Origin of the sequence: Afipia massiliensis (assembly GCF_014203115.1) — a bacterium.
GTDB lineage: Bacteria > Pseudomonadota > Alphaproteobacteria > Rhizobiales > Xanthobacteraceae > Afipia > Afipia massiliensis.
This window is the reverse complement of the sequence record NZ_JACHIJ010000002.1, coordinates 574,942-591,328: the sequence shown is the minus strand read 5'-3', so window position 1 is coordinate 591,328 and position 16,387 is coordinate 574,942. Positions and strand designations below refer to the sequence as shown.

At 62.1% G+C, this 16,387-nt stretch carries 16 protein-coding genes; 3 read left to right on the top strand and 13 right to left on the bottom strand.

Annotation, left to right across the window (positions count from 1 at the left end):
• Positions 1–20: 20 nt before the first annotated feature.
• The 4 genes from HNQ36_RS07665 to HNQ36_RS07650 all read right to left on the bottom strand — a co-directional run bounded on the left by HNQ36_RS07665 (position 21) and on the right by HNQ36_RS07650 (position 3,125).
• Positions 21–446 carry an HIT family protein gene (locus HNQ36_RS07665; RefSeq protein ID WP_184083578.1) on the bottom strand — a complete coding sequence of 142 codons (426 nt, stop codon included), beginning with the start codon at positions 444–446 and terminating at the stop codon, positions 21–23.
• 120 nt (positions 447–566) lie between these two features.
• Positions 567–1,739 (bottom strand): GNAT family N-acetyltransferase, encoded by a 1,173-nt coding sequence (locus tag HNQ36_RS07660; protein ID WP_184083576.1) that lies wholly within the window; start codon positions 1,737–1,739, stop codon positions 567–569.
• Positions 1,740–1,840: 101 nt separating this feature from the next.
• Positions 1,841–2,596, bottom strand: coding sequence for a glycerophosphodiester phosphodiesterase (locus HNQ36_RS07655; RefSeq protein ID WP_184083574.1), 756 nt, complete (start codon positions 2,594–2,596; stop codon positions 1,841–1,843).
• A gap of 61 nt (positions 2,597–2,657) precedes the next feature.
• Complete coding sequence (locus tag HNQ36_RS07650) at positions 2,658–3,125, bottom strand: RidA family protein (RefSeq protein ID WP_046826733.1); 468 nt, start codon at positions 3,123–3,125, stop codon at positions 2,658–2,660.
• A 220-nt stretch (positions 3,126–3,345) separates the two neighbouring features.
• On the opposite strand from HNQ36_RS07650, the gene HNQ36_RS07645 reads away from it, so the two are divergent.
• Positions 3,346–4,209 carry a cell envelope integrity EipB family protein gene (locus HNQ36_RS07645; RefSeq protein WP_246395307.1) on the top strand — a complete coding sequence of 288 codons (864 nt, stop codon included), beginning with the start codon at positions 3,346–3,348 and terminating at the stop codon, positions 4,207–4,209.
• A 172-nt stretch (positions 4,210–4,381) separates the two neighbouring features.
• Here HNQ36_RS07645 and HNQ36_RS07640 read toward each other — a convergent pair whose 3' ends face one another.
• Both HNQ36_RS07640 and HNQ36_RS07635 read right to left on the bottom strand, forming a co-directional pair.
• Complete coding sequence (locus HNQ36_RS07640) at positions 4,382–5,668, bottom strand: DNA polymerase IV (protein ID WP_430641352.1); 1,287 nt, start codon at positions 5,666–5,668, stop codon at positions 4,382–4,384.
• Positions 5,669–5,684: 16 nt separating this feature from the next.
• Positions 5,685–5,969, bottom strand: coding sequence for a DUF3572 domain-containing protein (locus HNQ36_RS07635; protein ID WP_040425411.1), 285 nt, complete (start codon positions 5,967–5,969; stop codon positions 5,685–5,687).
• A 126-nt stretch (positions 5,970–6,095) separates the two neighbouring features.
• Here HNQ36_RS07635 and HNQ36_RS07630 point away from each other — a divergent pair, with 126 nt between their 5' ends.
• Positions 6,096–6,461, top strand: a complete 366-nt coding sequence (locus HNQ36_RS07630) for a response regulator (RefSeq protein WP_019196738.1) — start codon at positions 6,096–6,098, stop codon at positions 6,459–6,461.
• A gap of 9 nt (positions 6,462–6,470) precedes the next feature.
• Positions 6,471–7,844, top strand: a complete 1,374-nt coding sequence (locus tag HNQ36_RS07625; protein ID WP_184083572.1) for a PleD family two-component system response regulator — start codon at positions 6,471–6,473, stop codon at positions 7,842–7,844.
• A gap of 74 nt (positions 7,845–7,918) precedes the next feature.
• Here HNQ36_RS07625 and rpmG read toward each other — a convergent pair whose 3' ends face one another.
• The 7 genes from rpmG to topA form a co-directional block, all read right to left on the bottom strand.
• Positions 7,919–8,086 carry a 50S ribosomal protein L33 gene (gene rpmG, locus HNQ36_RS07620; protein ID WP_002712167.1) on the bottom strand — a complete coding sequence of 56 codons (168 nt, stop codon included), beginning with the start codon at positions 8,084–8,086 and terminating at the stop codon, positions 7,919–7,921.
• A 312-nt stretch (positions 8,087–8,398) separates the two neighbouring features.
• Positions 8,399–9,238 (bottom strand): cell envelope biogenesis protein TolA, encoded by an 840-nt coding sequence (locus HNQ36_RS07615; protein ID WP_184083570.1) that lies wholly within the window; start codon positions 9,236–9,238, stop codon positions 8,399–8,401.
• Between the two features lie 90 nt (positions 9,239–9,328).
• The gene (locus tag HNQ36_RS07610; RefSeq protein WP_184083568.1) at positions 9,329–9,796 is read right to left on the bottom strand and encodes a peroxiredoxin family protein; all 468 of its coding nucleotides are present in this window, start codon (positions 9,794–9,796) and stop codon (positions 9,329–9,331) included.
• Positions 9,797–9,859: 63 nt separating this feature from the next.
• Positions 9,860–10,594, bottom strand: coding sequence for an NUDIX hydrolase (locus HNQ36_RS07605; RefSeq protein WP_046826727.1), 735 nt, complete (start codon positions 10,592–10,594; stop codon positions 9,860–9,862).
• A complete protein-coding gene (locus HNQ36_RS07600) occupies positions 10,591–11,058 on the bottom strand; it encodes a DUF983 domain-containing protein (protein ID WP_184083566.1) in 468 nt (155 codons plus the stop codon). The genes HNQ36_RS07605 and HNQ36_RS07600 overlap by 4 nt, the downstream gene beginning before the upstream one ends.
• Before the next feature lie 24 nt (positions 11,059–11,082).
• Entirely contained in the window at positions 11,083–13,413 is a 2,331-nt protein-coding gene (gene rnr / locus HNQ36_RS07595; protein WP_184083564.1) for a ribonuclease R, read from the bottom strand.
• The gene (gene topA, locus HNQ36_RS07590; RefSeq protein ID WP_184083562.1) at positions 13,413–16,193 is read right to left on the bottom strand and encodes a type I DNA topoisomerase; all 2,781 of its coding nucleotides are present in this window, start codon (positions 16,191–16,193) and stop codon (positions 13,413–13,415) included. The genes rnr and topA overlap by 1 nt, the downstream gene beginning before the upstream one ends.
• Positions 16,194–16,387: the final 194 nt, after the last annotated feature.

Below are 16,387 nucleotides of genomic sequence, written 5' to 3'. Positions count from 1 at the left end.
GATCATGCCCCAAAGAAGATTCAGCCCTTCAGCGCCGCGATCAGCCGCGTGGCATGATCTTCCAGCACCTTGACGTCTTCCTTGCGGGTCGCAGGAGGAAGCAGCACAACGCCTTCGACACGCGGCATGACGTGCATGTGAAGGTGATAGACGACCTGGCCGCTGGCCGGCTCGCTGAACTGCTGCAAGGTAATCCCGTCAGCCTTGAAGGCCTTCATGGCCGCAACCGCGATTTTCTTCGCCGTCCGCGCGACATGGGCGAAACTCTCCGGCGAGATGTCGAGAATGTTGCGGGCCGGCTCCTTCGGGATCACCAGGGTATGTCCGGGACAGCGCGGCATGATGTCCATGAAGGCGAAGGTATGTTCGTCCTCATAGACTTTGTGACAGGGGATTTCCCCGCGCAGGATTTTTGCGAAGATATTGTTGGTGTCGTATGCGGTCATGGTCGGTCCCGGAAAAGTTGCGGGTCACAATCGCCGTCCGGTGCGGCGCGGTCAAGCCGGGTTGTGTGAGCGGCGCGCATGTCAGGAATCCACTGTGCGCTCGGGGATTCCGGTCGCCGGTTAGTCTTCCCCGTCCGGCTTGCGAAACGGCCCGGCTTCGGTCAGCTCCCGGACCGCTTCCTGCACGTAGGTTCGCTCACGCGCGAGATAATCGCGGATAGCGCGGCGCAGCGACGGGTCGGCGATGTAGTGCGCGGAGTAGGTGGTTTGCGGCAGGTAGCCGCGGTCGATCTTGTGCTCGCCCTGCGCGCCGGCCTCGACGCGCTTCAATCCGCGCCGGATCGCGAAGTCGATGGCCTGATAGTAGCAGACCTCGAAATGCAGGAACGGATGATGCTCGATTGCGCCCCAGTGGCGGCCGAACAGCGTGTCGGAGCCGATGAAATTGATCGCGCCCGCGATCCATTTGCCGTCGCGCTTTGCCATCACCAGCAGCACGTCTTTCGCCATGGTCTGGCCGACCATGTCGTAGAACGCGCGGGTGAGATAGGGCCGCCCCCACTTGCGCGATCCGGTCTCCATGTAGAACTCGAAGAACGCGTCCCATGCATCCGGTGTGATGTCGCTGCCGGTCAGGGGATGAACGGTGATGCCGTTCGCCAACGCATCGCGGCGCTCGCGGCGGATGCCCTTGCGATGGCGCGAGGCGAGGGTCGCGAGGAAATCCTCGAACGTCCCGTAGCCTTCATTGCGCCAGTGGAACTGCTGGTCGGTGCGTTGCAGGAAGCCTTGTTTGGCAAGGAACGCCCATTCGTCTTCCTGCGCGAAGGTGACGTGGACAGACGACGCATGGGTCGCGCCGCACAGCGCGATCAGTCCGGCCGCGAGGTGTTCGCGTACGCGCGCAGCCTCGTCACCCAGGCGCACCAGCAGGCGAGGTCCGGTTGCAGGCGTGAACGGAACGGACGCCTGCAGCTTTGGATAATAGCTGCCGCCGGCCCGCGCATAGGCATCGGCCCAACCGTGGTCGAACACGTACTCGCCTTGCGAGTGATTTTTCAGGTAGCAGGGCACGACGCCCACGACGTCGCCCGCGATACGTGCCACCAGATGACGCGGCGCCCAGCCGGTCCGCGCGATCGCTGAGCCCGACGTTTCCAAAGCTGCAAAAAAGGCGTGTGAGACAAAGGGATTGTACGCGCCATCTGTATTGGCGCAGGCGTTCCATTCGCCGGCCGGGATCTGGCCGATCGAGGATACCGCTTCAAGCGTGATCTCGCAGGAATCCGTCAAAGGGAAGGCGCACCGTGGCCGTGAGAAAACCGAAACCGTTCAGCAGTATAGATCGGCCTTCGTGCGGATGACTTCAAGTCTCTGGCATCGCGCCTTTCGGCTTACTCCGGGATGAAACCTTCGAAGGTCATCTGGTCGGCGTAACGGGCGGTGCGTGCGCGCTGTTCCGGCGTCCGCACCGTCCATGTGATGAGCGCACAACCGAAGATGTTGCGCGCAATCCATGGCGCAGGTGCGGGCAGATCATCGACCCGATAACTGACGAAATGCGGTTGCGTGCGGAAACCGTGGCGCAGGCCGGTCATCTCGCGGATTTTTCCGGGCGGCAACTGCTTCCATTCGCCGTCGGTGTAGTGGCGTTCCGCGACAATGCCGCGCGGCAGGTCCGGCATCAGGTCGCGGATCGCGGTCACCTGATCGGGGTCGAAGGACATCGCCGCCACCGGGCCGGTGTAGGATGCCAGCACTTCGGCCATGCGGGTCACCAGCCGTCGGTCGCCGTTGAATCGGCTCTTGATCTCCAGCACCAGCGGCACGCGTCCGGCGACGCGCGCGCAGAGATCGCCGAGCGTCATCATGTGATCGGATGTGTGCTTGAATCCAACTTGCCTGAGTTGATCCGCTGTAAGCGCCAACAACTCGCCGGTCCCCTGGGTGAGGCGGCCCAGCTCATAATCATGATGCACCATCGCCTCGTTGTCGGCGCTGGGTTGCAGGTCGACCTCAATAGCGAAATTGCCGGCGACCGCAGCATCGATCGCCGAGGGCATGTTTTCAATGATGCCCCGCGTACGATCGTGCAGGCCGCGATGGGCGATCGGCCGCGCCGTCAGCCAGCCGGGTGCACGCGCAGCCATTAGCTTACTATCTTGAGCATGATCTTGTCCGAAAACCGGTGCCCACTTTTCGGGATCATGCTCACGAAACTTCGAAGATACCTTCGACTTCGACCGCGGCGTCCGAGGGCAGGGCGGCCACGCCGACGGTGGTACGTGCATGCCGGCCCTTGTCGCCGAATGCGGCGACCATCAAATCCGATGCGCCGTTGAGCACCTTCGGCCCATCGAGGAAATCCGGCATCGCATTGACGAAGCCGCCGAGACGCACCACGCGCGCCACCTTGTCGAGATCGCCGAGCGCCATCTTGACCTGCGCCAGCAGATTGATCGCGCATCCCCGCGCGGCGGCGGCGCCTTGCTCGACGGTCACACTTGCGCCGAGCTTGCCCTTTGCGATCAGCTTGCCTTCCGGCGTGTTGCAGACCTGGCCCGAGACGAACAGCAGATTCCCGGTGCGCACGAATCCGACGTAGTTCGCCACCGGCGGATTAGGCTCGTGCAACACGATGCCCAGCGCGTTCAACTTCTGCTCGACCGTTCCCGCCATGTCAGTCCCCGATGTTGTTCTGATGTTTGCCCGCAGACGATGTTTGGCATTGTCACCAATAAACCGGGCGCGCCATATTTCACCCATCGTGCCGTCACATGCAAGCGCGCAAGGTGCGTGATTTAGGCCGGATATTTTGAGCGATTCCGCGACTTTGCCCCGGTTGCGGCGCAATGCTGCGGCTATTATTCTTCGATTCTCACGCTTTCAAGGAGACGCCATGCGTCGCGCGCGCCGGATTTCAGGTTGTGGATCGCTTGCCCTGCTTCTGTCAGCCGCTTTTCTCGCGCCGGGCACAACCGGAGCACAGGCTGCACCCAGCGTTGCTTTTCTCGCGCATCAGGCGGTCTACGATCTGAGCCTGAAGACATCGCGGGGCAATGCCAGCGTCAACAATGCGACCGGCCGCATCCTGTACAACTTCGCGGGCAGTGCCTGCGAGGGCTACACCACCGAATTTCGGCAGGTGTCGCGGCTCGACGCCGGCGAAAGCAAAACCACGTTGAGCGACCTGCGTTCCACCAGTTGGGAAGACGGCGAGGGCAAGAGCTATCGCTTCAAGATCGAGACCCGCATGAACGACGCCGACGTGACGTCGGTCGATGGTATCGCGGAGCGTGAGGGCACGACGGTCAAGGTCAAGTTGAAGAAACCCAAGGCCAAGACCTTCACCATTGAAGGGGCTGTGTTTCCGACGGAGCAGGTCAAGCTGATCATTGAGGCTGCGCGCCAAGGCAAGTCGGTGCTCGAACTCGTGATCTATGACGGATCGGACGACGGCGAGAAGGTCTACAACACGCTCACGGTGATCGGACAACCGATTCCGGGAACGAAAGCCCCGGCGAAGCCGGATGCCACGACGGACAACGAGAAGTTCAAATCGCAGACGCGGTGGCCGGTCACGGTCAGCTATTACGATCGTGCGACGAAATCCAATGCCGGCGAGCAGACCCCGATCTACGCGATGTCGTTCGAATTGTACGAGGACGGCGTCTCGCGTGCACTGTCGCTGGATTACAACGATTTCGTCATCGCGGGCGCGATGGGCAAGATCGATGTCAAGGAAACCAAGCCCTGCAAGTGAGGCGGTTGATTCCTCGTCGTAGGTTAAGTTCATCGTCATGCCCGGCCTTGTGCCGGGCATCCACGTCTTCTCTTTGATAGGCAGGCAAGACGTGGATGGCCGGCAGAGGCTAGCGGAAGCGACGCCGTTCTTCGAACGGCTGTGCCCGGCCATGACGGCATTCTTCAGGCCGTCATTCCGGCTTCGCAGGTCCGTCATATGCAATCCCGCGCATCACGGCGGCGTTGCCGAATTTCTTGCGGACATTGTCCATCGCGCGTTCGGCGTGGGCCGAACGCCGGTCCAGCAAATCCTGATCGTCGGCCTCGGCGCCGGGTTTGAGCGCGCTGACGCCGGCGCCGATCAGCCGGAACGCGGTGCCGTCGATTTCGCGGCTGAGCATTTCGCGCACGGTCGCGAAGATGCGGGTCGCGAGTTGCGTGGGGACCTGAAGCGACTGCGAGCGGGTGCGCTGCTTGAAGTCGGCGGTTTTCAGCTTCAGCGTGATGGTCGAGCCGGAGAGGTCTCCGCTCTTGAGGCGCGAGGACACTTTTTCGCACAGCCGCCACAGGATTTTCTCCAGCGTCGGAAAATCCCGCACATCGGACTCAAGCGTCGTTTCATTTGAAATTGTCTTGGCGCCGCGATCGGCAACCACCTTGCGGTCGTCGATGCCGCGCGCCAGTCGCCACAGCCGCCGTCCCTCGGGGCCGAATTGCTTCATCAGGTCGTTTTCGTCGGCGCGCTGCAGATCCTTGATCAGGCGGAAGCCGCGCTGCGAGAGTTTTTCCTGCGAGGCGGGGCCAACTCCGTAGATGAAACCGACTGGCCGCTCGGCGAGCATCTCGCGCGCTTCCTCCTGGTCGAGCGCTGCGAAGCCGCGCGGCTTGTCGAGGTCGGATGCGATCTTGGCGAGAAACTTGTTCACGGACAGGCCGACCGAGACGGTGATGCCGATGTCGCGCTCGACTTGCGTAGCAAACCGCGCAAGCACCTTGGCGGGGATCATGCCGTGCACCAGTTCGGTGCCGCTGAGATCAAGGAACGCTTCGTCGATGGAGAGGGGCTCGACCAGCGGGGTCAGCGCCATCATCGCATGGCGGACTTCGCGCCCGACGCGAACGTACTTCGCCATGTCGGGCCGTACCACCACAGCCGATGGGCAAAGGTCGAGTGCCTTGAACATCGGCATGGCCGAGCGCACGCCGTAGGTGCGGGCGATGTAGCAGGCCGCCGACACCACGCCGCGCTTGCCGCCGCCGATGATCACAGGCTTGTCGGCGATGTCCGGGTTGTCGCGCTTCTCCACGGTTGCATAGAACGCATCGCAATCGATATGCGCGAGTGTCAGCGCGCCGAGGGTGCGATGGCGGATAAGGCGGGGGGAGCCACAGTCGGCGCAACGCATTGTCCGCGTCGCGGCGTCCGCCAGGCAGTCGCGGCAAAATCCTGTCAGGTCGGTTGGCGGACGGTCGCTCAAGGCGTCACTCCCAACGTCACTCCCAGCGTGGGTCCAGTACCTCGCGCGCGTTGGCGACGGCCTGCGGCGTCAGCTGCGATGCGTCGGCAAAGGCCTTCACGGTTGCGTCATCACGCACGATGAAATCGAGCACGCCGGCGAGGAATTTCGGGTCGGCAGCCGAGGTCCGAAGGGTCTGCGGGCCAATACCGCTCTCGGTCAGGAACATCCCTAGTCGTTCAGGGTCCGAAGCCAGGAAGGAGAGGGCCTGAATCGCAACAAATTCAGCGACTTCCTGAGGGGTTGAAGGGCCTTTTGTCATTGATCGCGTTTGCCTTTCCGTAACCTATGGTCTCTATTTTGAGCCCATCATGCCCGAGTCACGGTGGCGTGGCGAATTCAATGGTTTCAGCACGTACGGGCATTTTACGGGAATTGGAGGGCCAGGATGGCCAAAACCGTCCTGATCGTGGAAGACAACGAGCTCAATATGAAGCTCTTTCGCGATCTGCTGGAGGCCCATGGGTATCAGACAGTCGGCACGCGCAACGGGGTTGAAGCACTCGACCTTGCCCGCAAGCACCGGCCCGATCTCATCCTCATGGATATTCAGCTTCCCGAAGTTTCCGGTCTCGACGTGACACGCTGGATCAAGGCGGATGTCGAATTGCGTGCGATCCCTGTGGTCGCGGTGACGGCTTTTGCCATGAAAGGCGATGAGGAACGTATCCGTGAAGGCGGGTGCGAAGCGTATTTGTCCAAACCGATTTCGGTTGGGAAGTTTATTGAGACGGTTCGACGGTTTGTCGGCTAGGAGAGTTTGATGTCCGCGCGCGTTCTGGTCGTTGACGACGTTCTCGCCAACGTGAAGCTGCTCGAGGCACGTCTGTCCGCGGAATACTTCGACGTGGTGACGGCGAATTGCGGCACGCAGGCGCTTGAAATCTGCGAGCGCGCGGAATGCGACATCGTGCTGCTCGACGTGATGATGCCCGACATCGATGGATTCGAGGTCTGCCGCCGCCTGAAGTCGAATCCGAAAACCCATTTCATTCCGGTCATCATGGTGACGGCGCTCGACAGCCCGTCCGACCGCGTGCGCGGGCTCGACGCCGGCGCCGACGATTTTCTCACCAAGCCGGTCTCCGACGTCGTGATGATCGCGCGTGTGCGGTCGCTGACGCGGCTGAAGATGATGACCGACGAGTTGCGCATGCGCGCGATCACATCGCTGGAAATTGGCGTCAACGCCCCCGAGCGCGATGCGGTCGCTGACACCGGCAGGGGTGGGCGCGTGTTGCTGGTCGATGACAGGCCATCGTCCTACGAGCGGCTTGCTCCCGTGCTGGCCACCGAACACAGCGTCGATGTCGAAGCCAATCCCGCCGAAGCGTTGTTTCATGCCGCCGACGGCAATTACGATCTGCTGATCGTGTCGCTGGGTCTGGAGAATTTCGACGGATTGCGGCTTTGCAGCCAGGCGCGTTCGCTGGAGCGGACGCGCAGCGTGCCGATTCTCGCCATTGCCGATGCCGACAACAATGCGCGGTTGCTGCGTGGGTTGGAGATCGGCGTCAACGATTACCTGCTGCGTCCGGTGGACAAGAACGAATTGCTGGCGCGCGCGCGCACCCAGATCCGCAAGCGCCGCTACACCGATCACCTGCGCGACAATGTGCAGAACTCCATCGAAATGGCGATCACCGATCCGCTGACCGGGCTGCATAACCGCCGCTACATGGAAAGCCATCTCTCCACATTGGCAGAGCAGGCGGCGATGCGAGCGAAGCCGCTGGCCTTGATGATGCTCGACATCGACTACTTCAAATCAATCAACGACAACTACGGCCACGATGCCGGCGACGATGTGCTGCGCGAATTCGCGGTGCGCATCCGCAAGTCGATTCGCGGCATCGATCTGGCCTGCCGTTACGGCGGCGAGGAATTCGTCATCGTGATGCCGGAGACCGACCTGCACGTGGCGGGAATGGTCGCCGAGCGGCTTCGCCGCTCCATCGCCGGGGAGTCGTTCGCCGTTGAGAAGGGCGCAAAGCGCATCGAGGTGACCATTTCGATCGGCATCTCGACCCTGGAAACCAAGGGCGAGGCCATCGGCGCTGTCCTCAAGCGCGCCGACCAGGCGCTGTACCGCGCCAAGCATGACGGCCGTAACAGGGTCGTGGCGGCTGCAGCCTGACACCCGTCAAATCCCGCATCAAACGCAAAACGGGGCCGAAAGGCCCCGGTTTCGTTCGTAAGCAACTGAAATAGTTACTTGATCTTGGCTTCGCGGAACTCGACGTGCTTCTTCGCGACCGGGTCGTACTTCTTCTTCACGAGCTTGTCGGTCATCGTGCGCGAGTTCTTCTTGGCGACGTAATAGAAGCCGGTATCCGCGCTGGAAACGAGCTTGACCTTGATGGTGACCGCTTTGGCCATGTTCAGAACCTCGAATGTCAGGAATCACGAGCAGACCCGACAAATCGAGCTGCATTTGGGCCGCAACCTAGCTTCGAACGCCCCAAAGTCAAGGTTTTAGGGCGCATTATTCCGAAAAGCGGGCCACGGTTTTCGGATCAGATTCTGACCGGGCGGGGTCCCTGGAAAGCCCGGATTCTGCGGCGCGAAACGGGCGCCCAAGGCAGGGTCAGCCGCGTTTGCAGCCTCCACAGGCTCGAAAATCCGGATTTGGGACCCCAAAGCAGGCCGAGATTTTGGACGCGCGCGGAGGCGCTCCAAGCCGGGCACGGGCTACCCGCCCTTGAAATCCTTCGGGGAGAAGCTGAGGTCGAGCATGCGCCACTGATCGTAGCGATCCGGGGCGAGCATGGCGTAAGGCTGGCACTTTGCCAGCGCATCCATCGCGCTGCGCATCAGGGCGGGACCTTTTTCGGATGCGCTTGCTTCGATCAGGAGCGGTTCCGCTGCGAGCCTGCCGTCGCGCTGAAAGGCCACGCGCAGCACGATGCGGACATTGTCGGAAGGCGCCACCGATTTCGGCAGAACTGAACAGGACTTGAGATGGGCGCGCAATGCCGCGGCATCCTCGACCTTGATGTTCGCGGCGGCCGTTGCCTTGGCGTCGAAGTCACCAACCGCTCCGGCGTCCGGCAGGGTGAACATCATGCCGAACTTGCTGGTGATGTCGGGCGCAGCCGTCGGCACTTCCGGCTGGGATGGTGCCGGCGGCGGTTGTGATTGCGGATGAGACTGCTGTTGAGGTGGCTCGGCGGGTTTGGCCTGCTCGGCAGGTTTTGGCTGTTCGGTGGCCTGTTGCTGGAGCGCGGCCTGCTGCGACTCCTGTTTCGGATTTGAAGCCGGGCTTGGAGCGGGGGCGGGTGTTGGCGTCTGCTCTGGCGCAGCTTGCTGCTGCGACTCCTGCGCCTTCTGCTCTTGAGATTTTTCGTCCAGCTTGGGGAAGTCGTAGTTGTCAGGCTCCTTTGGAAGCGGCGGCGCTTCCTCGGGCGTGACGATATCGACGGTAATGGCTTCCGCGGTCGTCGGGTCGAACGGACGCACACCCGCGAGCACAAGACACGCAGTCAGAGCCGCAACATGTGCGGCGACCGATATTGCGGCGCCGGTACGCATACAAGTGTGGTTCGCTCATCCCTGGCGGGCGTTCCGCCGCCGTCAGTGGGTAGCATATCAGTCCGCGCGGGGGCTTGAAACCACAACCCGTTAGGGTTCGCTCAACACCGAGGCAATCATCGCGCCGACGGCCATGTCGTCCTGTTGCCCAAAGCCGTGATGATACACGGTGCCATTCCGGCGGATCAGGATCATGGTCGGGGTTCCGCGCATGCCATAACTGGCCATGGTCACGGGAATCGGCGTGTCTTCGCCGGGTGTGTCCACACCGATCGGGAAGGTGAGCTTGTTCTCGTGAACGAACGCCTTCAATGACACCGGTTTCATGGCTTCGTGGTGTTCGAAAACGGAATGCAGACCGATAACCTGCAAGTCCGTGTTCCTGAACATATCGTGCGCGCGTTGAGTTTGCGGCGTGCCGTGCGATACGCAGCCGGGGCAGAGCATCTGGAAGGCGTGAAGCAGAACGGGACGCCCGCGAAGGCCCGCAAGCGTGAGCGGCGCGGCTGCATTGAGCCACTCCGAGACTGACAGTTCCGGTGCAATGGCGGTCGTCATGACAACTTCAGGCCTCTGCAATTACGGCGCGGATGCAGGAGGACTGTTCCACCGGAGGCAGAATCAGATGACGTCCCGCTGCATCTTGCCGCCGTAGAAATGGAAGAACGGCACCTCCGCCGCATGAGACAGCGGTCCCATGGCGAGGCGCTTGTCCAGCTCGCGCAGCACCATCTTCGTCATCTGATGCAGATCCGCGAGAGACAGTGAACCAAGCTCGACCCAAACGAGTTCGACAAGTTCGGCATCCGCATGGACGACGCCTTCAACCCGGTGCGCGATCGATGATGCGTCGGCGGTAAAAAACCGCGTGTCGAATCGCCGGACCCGGCCGGGCGGGGTGATGGCGCGGGCAATCAGGAACAGTCCGGACGGATCGGGCAGCAGTCCGGCGTCGGCGAACGGCTTCCATTCGCCGGCCAGCTTCGCCGCGGCGCCATTCATGCGTGCGACCTGCCGTCCAAGGCAAAGCCCTGTTTCCTCGCAGGCTTCACGAATGGCAGCGACGGCCAGCGCGCGGGCGCGGGCAGGCGCGATCTTCGGGCTGCCGCCTGTCAGCTTTTTTTCAAGGGCTTTGGGGATTTCCGCCGCGACGGGGATGCGGTTGTCGGTTGCATCGACGCGTCCGCCGGGGAACACGAATTTGCCCGGCATGAAGATGACCTTGTCATGCCGCTTGCCGACCAGAACCTTGGGCACGCTTCCGCTGCGATCGACAAGAATCAGCGTCGCGGCATCTTTCGGGCGGCGGTAAGGATGACTGTCGTCTTCCTTTTCTTCTTTCTCAGGCTCGCTCATTTCACCACGTTCAGCTTCGCAATTGTGCCTTCCTCGACGCCCTCTGGCCGGCTTTCATCAAAGCCATGCATGCGGAACGCCCACTGCAATCCTACCACGGCACCCTTGACCGGTTGCAACAGCAACAGCGATGAGACCAGCGTGAAGGGGAGATAGAACGCCAGCTGCAGCAGCATCGATGGCGCATAGTTGGTTTCGATCCAGAGCGCGATCGGCACAATGATGTGCCCGACGATAACGATCACGAGATAGGCCGGCAGATCGTCGGCGCGGTGATGGCTCAGATTCTCTCCGCATGCCGGGCACTTGTCGGCGACCTTCAAGAAGGCGCGGAAGATCTTGCCTTCGCCGCAGCTCGGGCAGCGGCATCGCAAGCCGCGCGCCATCGCCTGCCAGAGATCGCGCTTGGGCAACGATTGAGATGTCGACGTCCAGGTCGCGGCAGGCATCGTGCGGCTTTCCATAATCAATGGCTCCTTTGAAGGGCGCTAGCCCTTCTTCTTCGATTTGCGCGCCTTGCGGGAAGGCTTGCGCGATTTCTTTACGTCCTTCTTGCCGCGGCCTGGCCGGGTCTTGCCGCCTGTGTGCGGCTTCCCGGCTCGGTTATCGCGCATGCGGCCACCGCGCGGAGCGGTCCGTCCTTCGGACAGCAATTCGAACCGCAGCGCGCCAGCCACCGGGGCAGCTTCTACCAGACGAACCTGCACGACGTCACCCAATCGATGCATGGCACCGCTGCGAGATCCGATCAGGGCGTGGCGGGTCTCGTCGTAGTTGTAATACTCGCTTCCCAGTGTGCGCACGGGAATGAGGCCGTCCGCGCCCGTATCGCTCAGTTTTACGAACAAACCCGCACGGGTGACGCCGGAAATGCGCCCTTCGAACGTCGCGCCGATGCGATCTGCAAGGAAATGCGCGATCAGCCGGTCGGCGGTCTCGCGTTCCGCTTTCATGGCGCGGCGTTCGGTGAGCGAAATTGCCGCAGCCACCTCGCTCAGTGTTTCAAACGTCTCGGTGTCGGGCAGCGCGCCTTCGCCGAGCCCGAGTGCGCGGATCAGTGCGCGATGCACGACAAGATCGGCGTATCGCCGGATCGGCGAGGTGAAATGAGCATAGCGCCGCAGGTTGAGGCCGAAATGGCCGTAATTGTCGGCGGAATATTCCGCCTGCGCCTGCGAGCGCAGCACGACCTCGTTCACCAGCGGCTCGGAGTCATGGCCTTTGACATGGGCCAGGACGCGGTTGAACAGCGTCGGGCGCAATGCGCCGGTCTTCGCAAAGGAGATGTCGAGGGTCTTGAGAAATTCCTGAAGGTTATGAACCTTCTCCACCGTCGGCTCATCGTGTACGCGATAGATCAGCGGCAGCGCTTTCTTCTCGAGCGTTTCCGCCGCCGCGACGTTGGCGAGAATCATGAATTCTTCGATCAGCCGGTGCGCGTCGCGCCGTTCCGGCGTCACCACGCGGTCCACCGTGCCGTCGGCCTTCAGCAGGATCTTGCGTTCCGGAAGGTCGAGGTCGAGCGGATCGCGCTCATCGCGCGCGCGTTTCACCAGCGCATAGGCGTCGTAGAGCGGCTTCAGGATCGAATCGAGCAGGGGGCCGGTGGTGTCGTCGGGCCGCCCGTCGATGGCGGCCTGCGCCTGCGCGTAGTTCAGCTTCGCCGCCGAGCGCATCAGCACCCGGTGGAAGGTGTGCGAGCGCTTGCGGCCATCCTTGTCGATCACCATGCGCACCGCCAGCGCGCCGCGCGGCTCGCTGGGCTTCAGCGAACACAGATCGTTCGAGATGCGCTCGGGCAGCATCGGCACGACGCGGTCGGGGAAATACACCGAGTTGCCGCGCTTGAGTGCCTCGCTGTCGAGCGGCGATTGCGGCCGCACGTAGAACGCGACATCGGCAATGGCGACGTTGACGATATAGCCGCCCTTGTTGCTCGGATCGTTGTCCAGTTCGGCATGGACCGCGTCGTCGTGGTCCTTCGCGTCCGGCGGATCGATGGTAACCAGCGGAACGTCGCGCCAGTCCTCGCGTCCGGCAAGCGTCGCGGGTTTCGCAGCCTCGGATTCTCGGATGACGTCGGCAGGAAATTCCTGCGGGATTTCGTGGGCGTGGATCGCGATCAGGCTCACAGCCTTCTCGGTCTTCAGCGAGCCGAGGCGTTCCTTCACCCGGCCGGACGGCAATCCATAGCCGCGCGAGCGCATCAGTTCGACGCTGACCAGATCGCCGTCCTGCGCGCCGTTTGCATCGGCGGCAGTGATCGCGAGTTCCCGGCCGACCTGCTTCTTGTCGATCGGAATCAGGCGCCCGTCGCCATTCGGCAGCGTGCGGAAAATTCCGAGCACGCGGTTTCTGGCTTTATCGAGCAGCTTGATGACCCGGCCGCGGTAGGTCTTCTCGTGTTTGTTGTCGGGCTTCTCGATACGCAGCAGCGCGCGGTCGCCGACGCCCGCGGCGGTGCCGGGTGCGGCCTTGCGCGGGACATGGATGCGAATGACCGGGGCAGGGCCGTCGGTTTCTTCAAGCCATTCGGCAGGCGTGGCGATCAGTTCGCCGTCGCTGTCGCGGCTTGTGATGTCCGCAACGATGGTCGGGGGGAGAGCCTTGACCTCGTGGACCTTCTTGCCCTGCTTGGCGATCAGTCCTTCGTCGGCGAGTTCACGCAGAATGCGTCGCAGCGCCGCGCGGGATTCGTTCTTCAATCCGAAATGTCGCGCCAGTTCGCGTATGCCGGCTTCACCGGGGTGCGTCTTGACGAACGCGACAATGCTCTCTCTGTCGGGAAAGGCAGTTGTCGCGTCGGTTTTCTTTTTCATTATCCGCGTGCTTTACCGGCGCTCTTCTTTTCCGCGACCTTCGCGACCTTGGCAGCCGCAACCTTCGCAACGTCCGCCTTGGCTTTAGCATCCTTCAGCAAAACCGGCTCGGCTGCGGCTTTCTTTGGCGCAGCTTTTTTCGCGGCCGCTTTCTTCTTGGCGGCGGGCTTCTTCGGAGGCTTTTCGGATTCAGCCGCACCATTCGCGCTGGCCGCGGCCTTGGCGGGCTTCTTCTTCGCGGTCTTCTTGGCCGCACGCTTCGGCTTGCCGCCGCCCTTGGCCGCGCGCTCCTCGATCAGGGCGATGGCTTCCGGCAGTGTGATGGTTTCTGGCGTCTTGTCGCTCGGGATCGTGGCGTTGATGCCGTCGATGGTCACGTAAGCACCATAACGGCCGCTCTTGACCATGATGGTGCCGCCGCGTGCGGGATACTCGCCGAGCGGCTTGCCGGGGTCCGCACCGAAACGGCGGCTCGGACCCTTGGCGATCTTCTCCGCGATCAGCGTCACAGCCCGGTTGAGGCCGACGTGGTAGACATCGTCACCCGCTTCCAGACTTGCGTAAGTCTTGCCGTGGCGGACGAACGGACCGAACCGGCCGATGCCGGCTGTGATCACTTCGCCGTCTTCCGGATGCGGCCCGATATCGCGCGGCAGCGACAGAAGCTTGAGCGCAAGTTCGAGTTCAACGTCGGCAGGCGACATGTTCTTCGGAATGCCCGCACGCTTCGGCTTCTCGTCCTCGCCGTAGTCCTTAGGCTCGCCGAGCTGAATGTATGGACCAAAACGTCCGGCCTTGACCGCAACTTCAAGACCCGAGACCGGGTCCTTGCCCAGCGGACGATCGCTCGATCCGCTCGATGCGGCGAGGGGCCGTGTGTAGCGGCACTCGGGATAGTTCGAGCAGCCGACGAAAGCGCCGAACTTGCCGGCCTTCAGATTGAGTTTGCCGTTGCCGCAACTCGGGCACTGGCGGGGATCGCCGCCATCGGCGCGCGGCTCGTAGATATGTTCGCCGAGCATCGCGTCGAGCACGTCGAGCACTTCGGTGACGCGGACGTCCTTGATGTCGTTGACGGCGCCGATGAAGTCCTTCCAGAAATCCGCCAGAACCTTCTTCCACGAGATTTCATTGTTTGAAATCTTGTCGAGCTTTTCCTCGAGGTCGGCGGTGAAATCGAATTCCACATAGCGCGCAAAATAATTCTCGAGGAAGGCCACCACGACGCGGCCCTTGTCCTCGCCGTGCAGGCGCTTCTTCTCGAGCTTCACATAGCCGCGATCTTTCAGCACCTGAATGATCGACGCATAGGTGGAAGGGCGGCCGATGCCAAGTTCTTCCATGCGTTTCACGAGCGAGGCTTCCGAGAAACGCGGCGGCGGTTCGGTGAAATGCTGACTGACGTTGAGGCTTTCGCGCTTGAGCGCTTCGCCCTGGTTGATGACGGGGAGGCGCTTGCTATCTTCGTCATCGCCGTCGTCGTCGCGGCCTTCCTGATACACCGCGAGGAAGCCGTCGAACTTGACGACCTGACCGGTGGCGCGCAATTCGAGCACGCGCACACCCGCCTTCGCCGTGATGTCGACGGTGGTGCGCTCCATTTCGGCGGATTCCATCTGGCTCGCGACCGTGCGCATCCAGATCAATTCGTAGAGCCGCGCCTGATCGTTATCGAGCCTGGCCTTGAGCGAAGAAGGACGGCGCGAAAGATCCGTCGGGCGGATGGCTTCGTGCGCTTCCTGCGCATTCTTCGCCTTCGAGGTGTACTGGCGCGGGGAATCCGGCACGTAAGCCTTGCCGTAGTCCTCGCCGATCACCTTGCGGACCTGCGTGATGGCGGACGGATCGATCTGAACGCCGTCGGTACGCATATAAGTAATGAGACCGGTGGTTTCGCCGCCGATGTCGATGCCTTCATAAAGACGCTGGGCGATGCGCATGGTGTGCGCTGGCGCAAAGCCGAGCTTGCGGCTGGCTTCCTGCTGTAGCGTCGATGTGGTGAACGGCGACTGCGGATTGCGGCGCGCCGGCTTGGCTTCCACCGCGGAGACGGTGAAGTTCGCGGCTTCGATCGCTTTCTTGAAATCCTCGGCTTCCGCACCGGTGCCGATATCGAGGCGCTGCAGTTTCCTGCCGTCGGCGCCGACGAGGCGTGCCTCGAAGGATTCGCCACGGGGTGTCGCCAGCGTGGTGAGCAGCGACCAGTATTCGCGCGGGACAAATTTCTCGATTTCGAGTTCGCGGTCGCAGACCAGCCGCAAGGCGACGGACTGCACGCGGCCGGCTGAACGCGCGCCGGGCAGTTTGCGCCAAAGAACAGGAGAGAGGGTAAACCCGACCAGATAGTCGAGCGCGCGGCGCGCCAGATAGGCGTCGACCAGCGCACCGTCGATCTCGCGCGGATTCTTCATGGCCTCGGTGACGGCCTGTTTGGTGATGGCGTTGAAGACCACGCGCTCGATCTTCTGGTCCTTGAGCGCACGCTTCTGCTTCATGATCTCCAGGACGTGCCAGGAGATCGCTTCGCCTTCTCGATCAGGGTCGGTTGCGAGGATCAGCTTGTCCGCGCTCTTGAGCGCCTTGGCGATATCGTTGAGACGGCCGGCCGCCTTGGGGTCATTTTCCCAGATCATCTGGAAATCGGCCTCCGGATCGACCGATCCATTCTTGGCCGGAAGGTCGCGGACATGGCCATACGAGGCCAAAACCTCGTAGCCGGAGCCCAAATACTTGTTGATCGTCTTGGCCTTCGCAGGCGACTCGACAATGACGAGATTCATTTGATTCCAATAACTTATAGGGGATACGCGGGCCGGAATCGCAAGATTCCATCAGGCTGGCTTGCCCGATACATGGGTAAAAGGGGGTCCGCTGTCAAATAGGGATCTGGTGAGGGGGCCGGTTTCTAGGTCCAGATTCGCGCGTAGATTGCATAATATGAGTACTTGTAGTTGTGCACTTTATGCGTGTATGG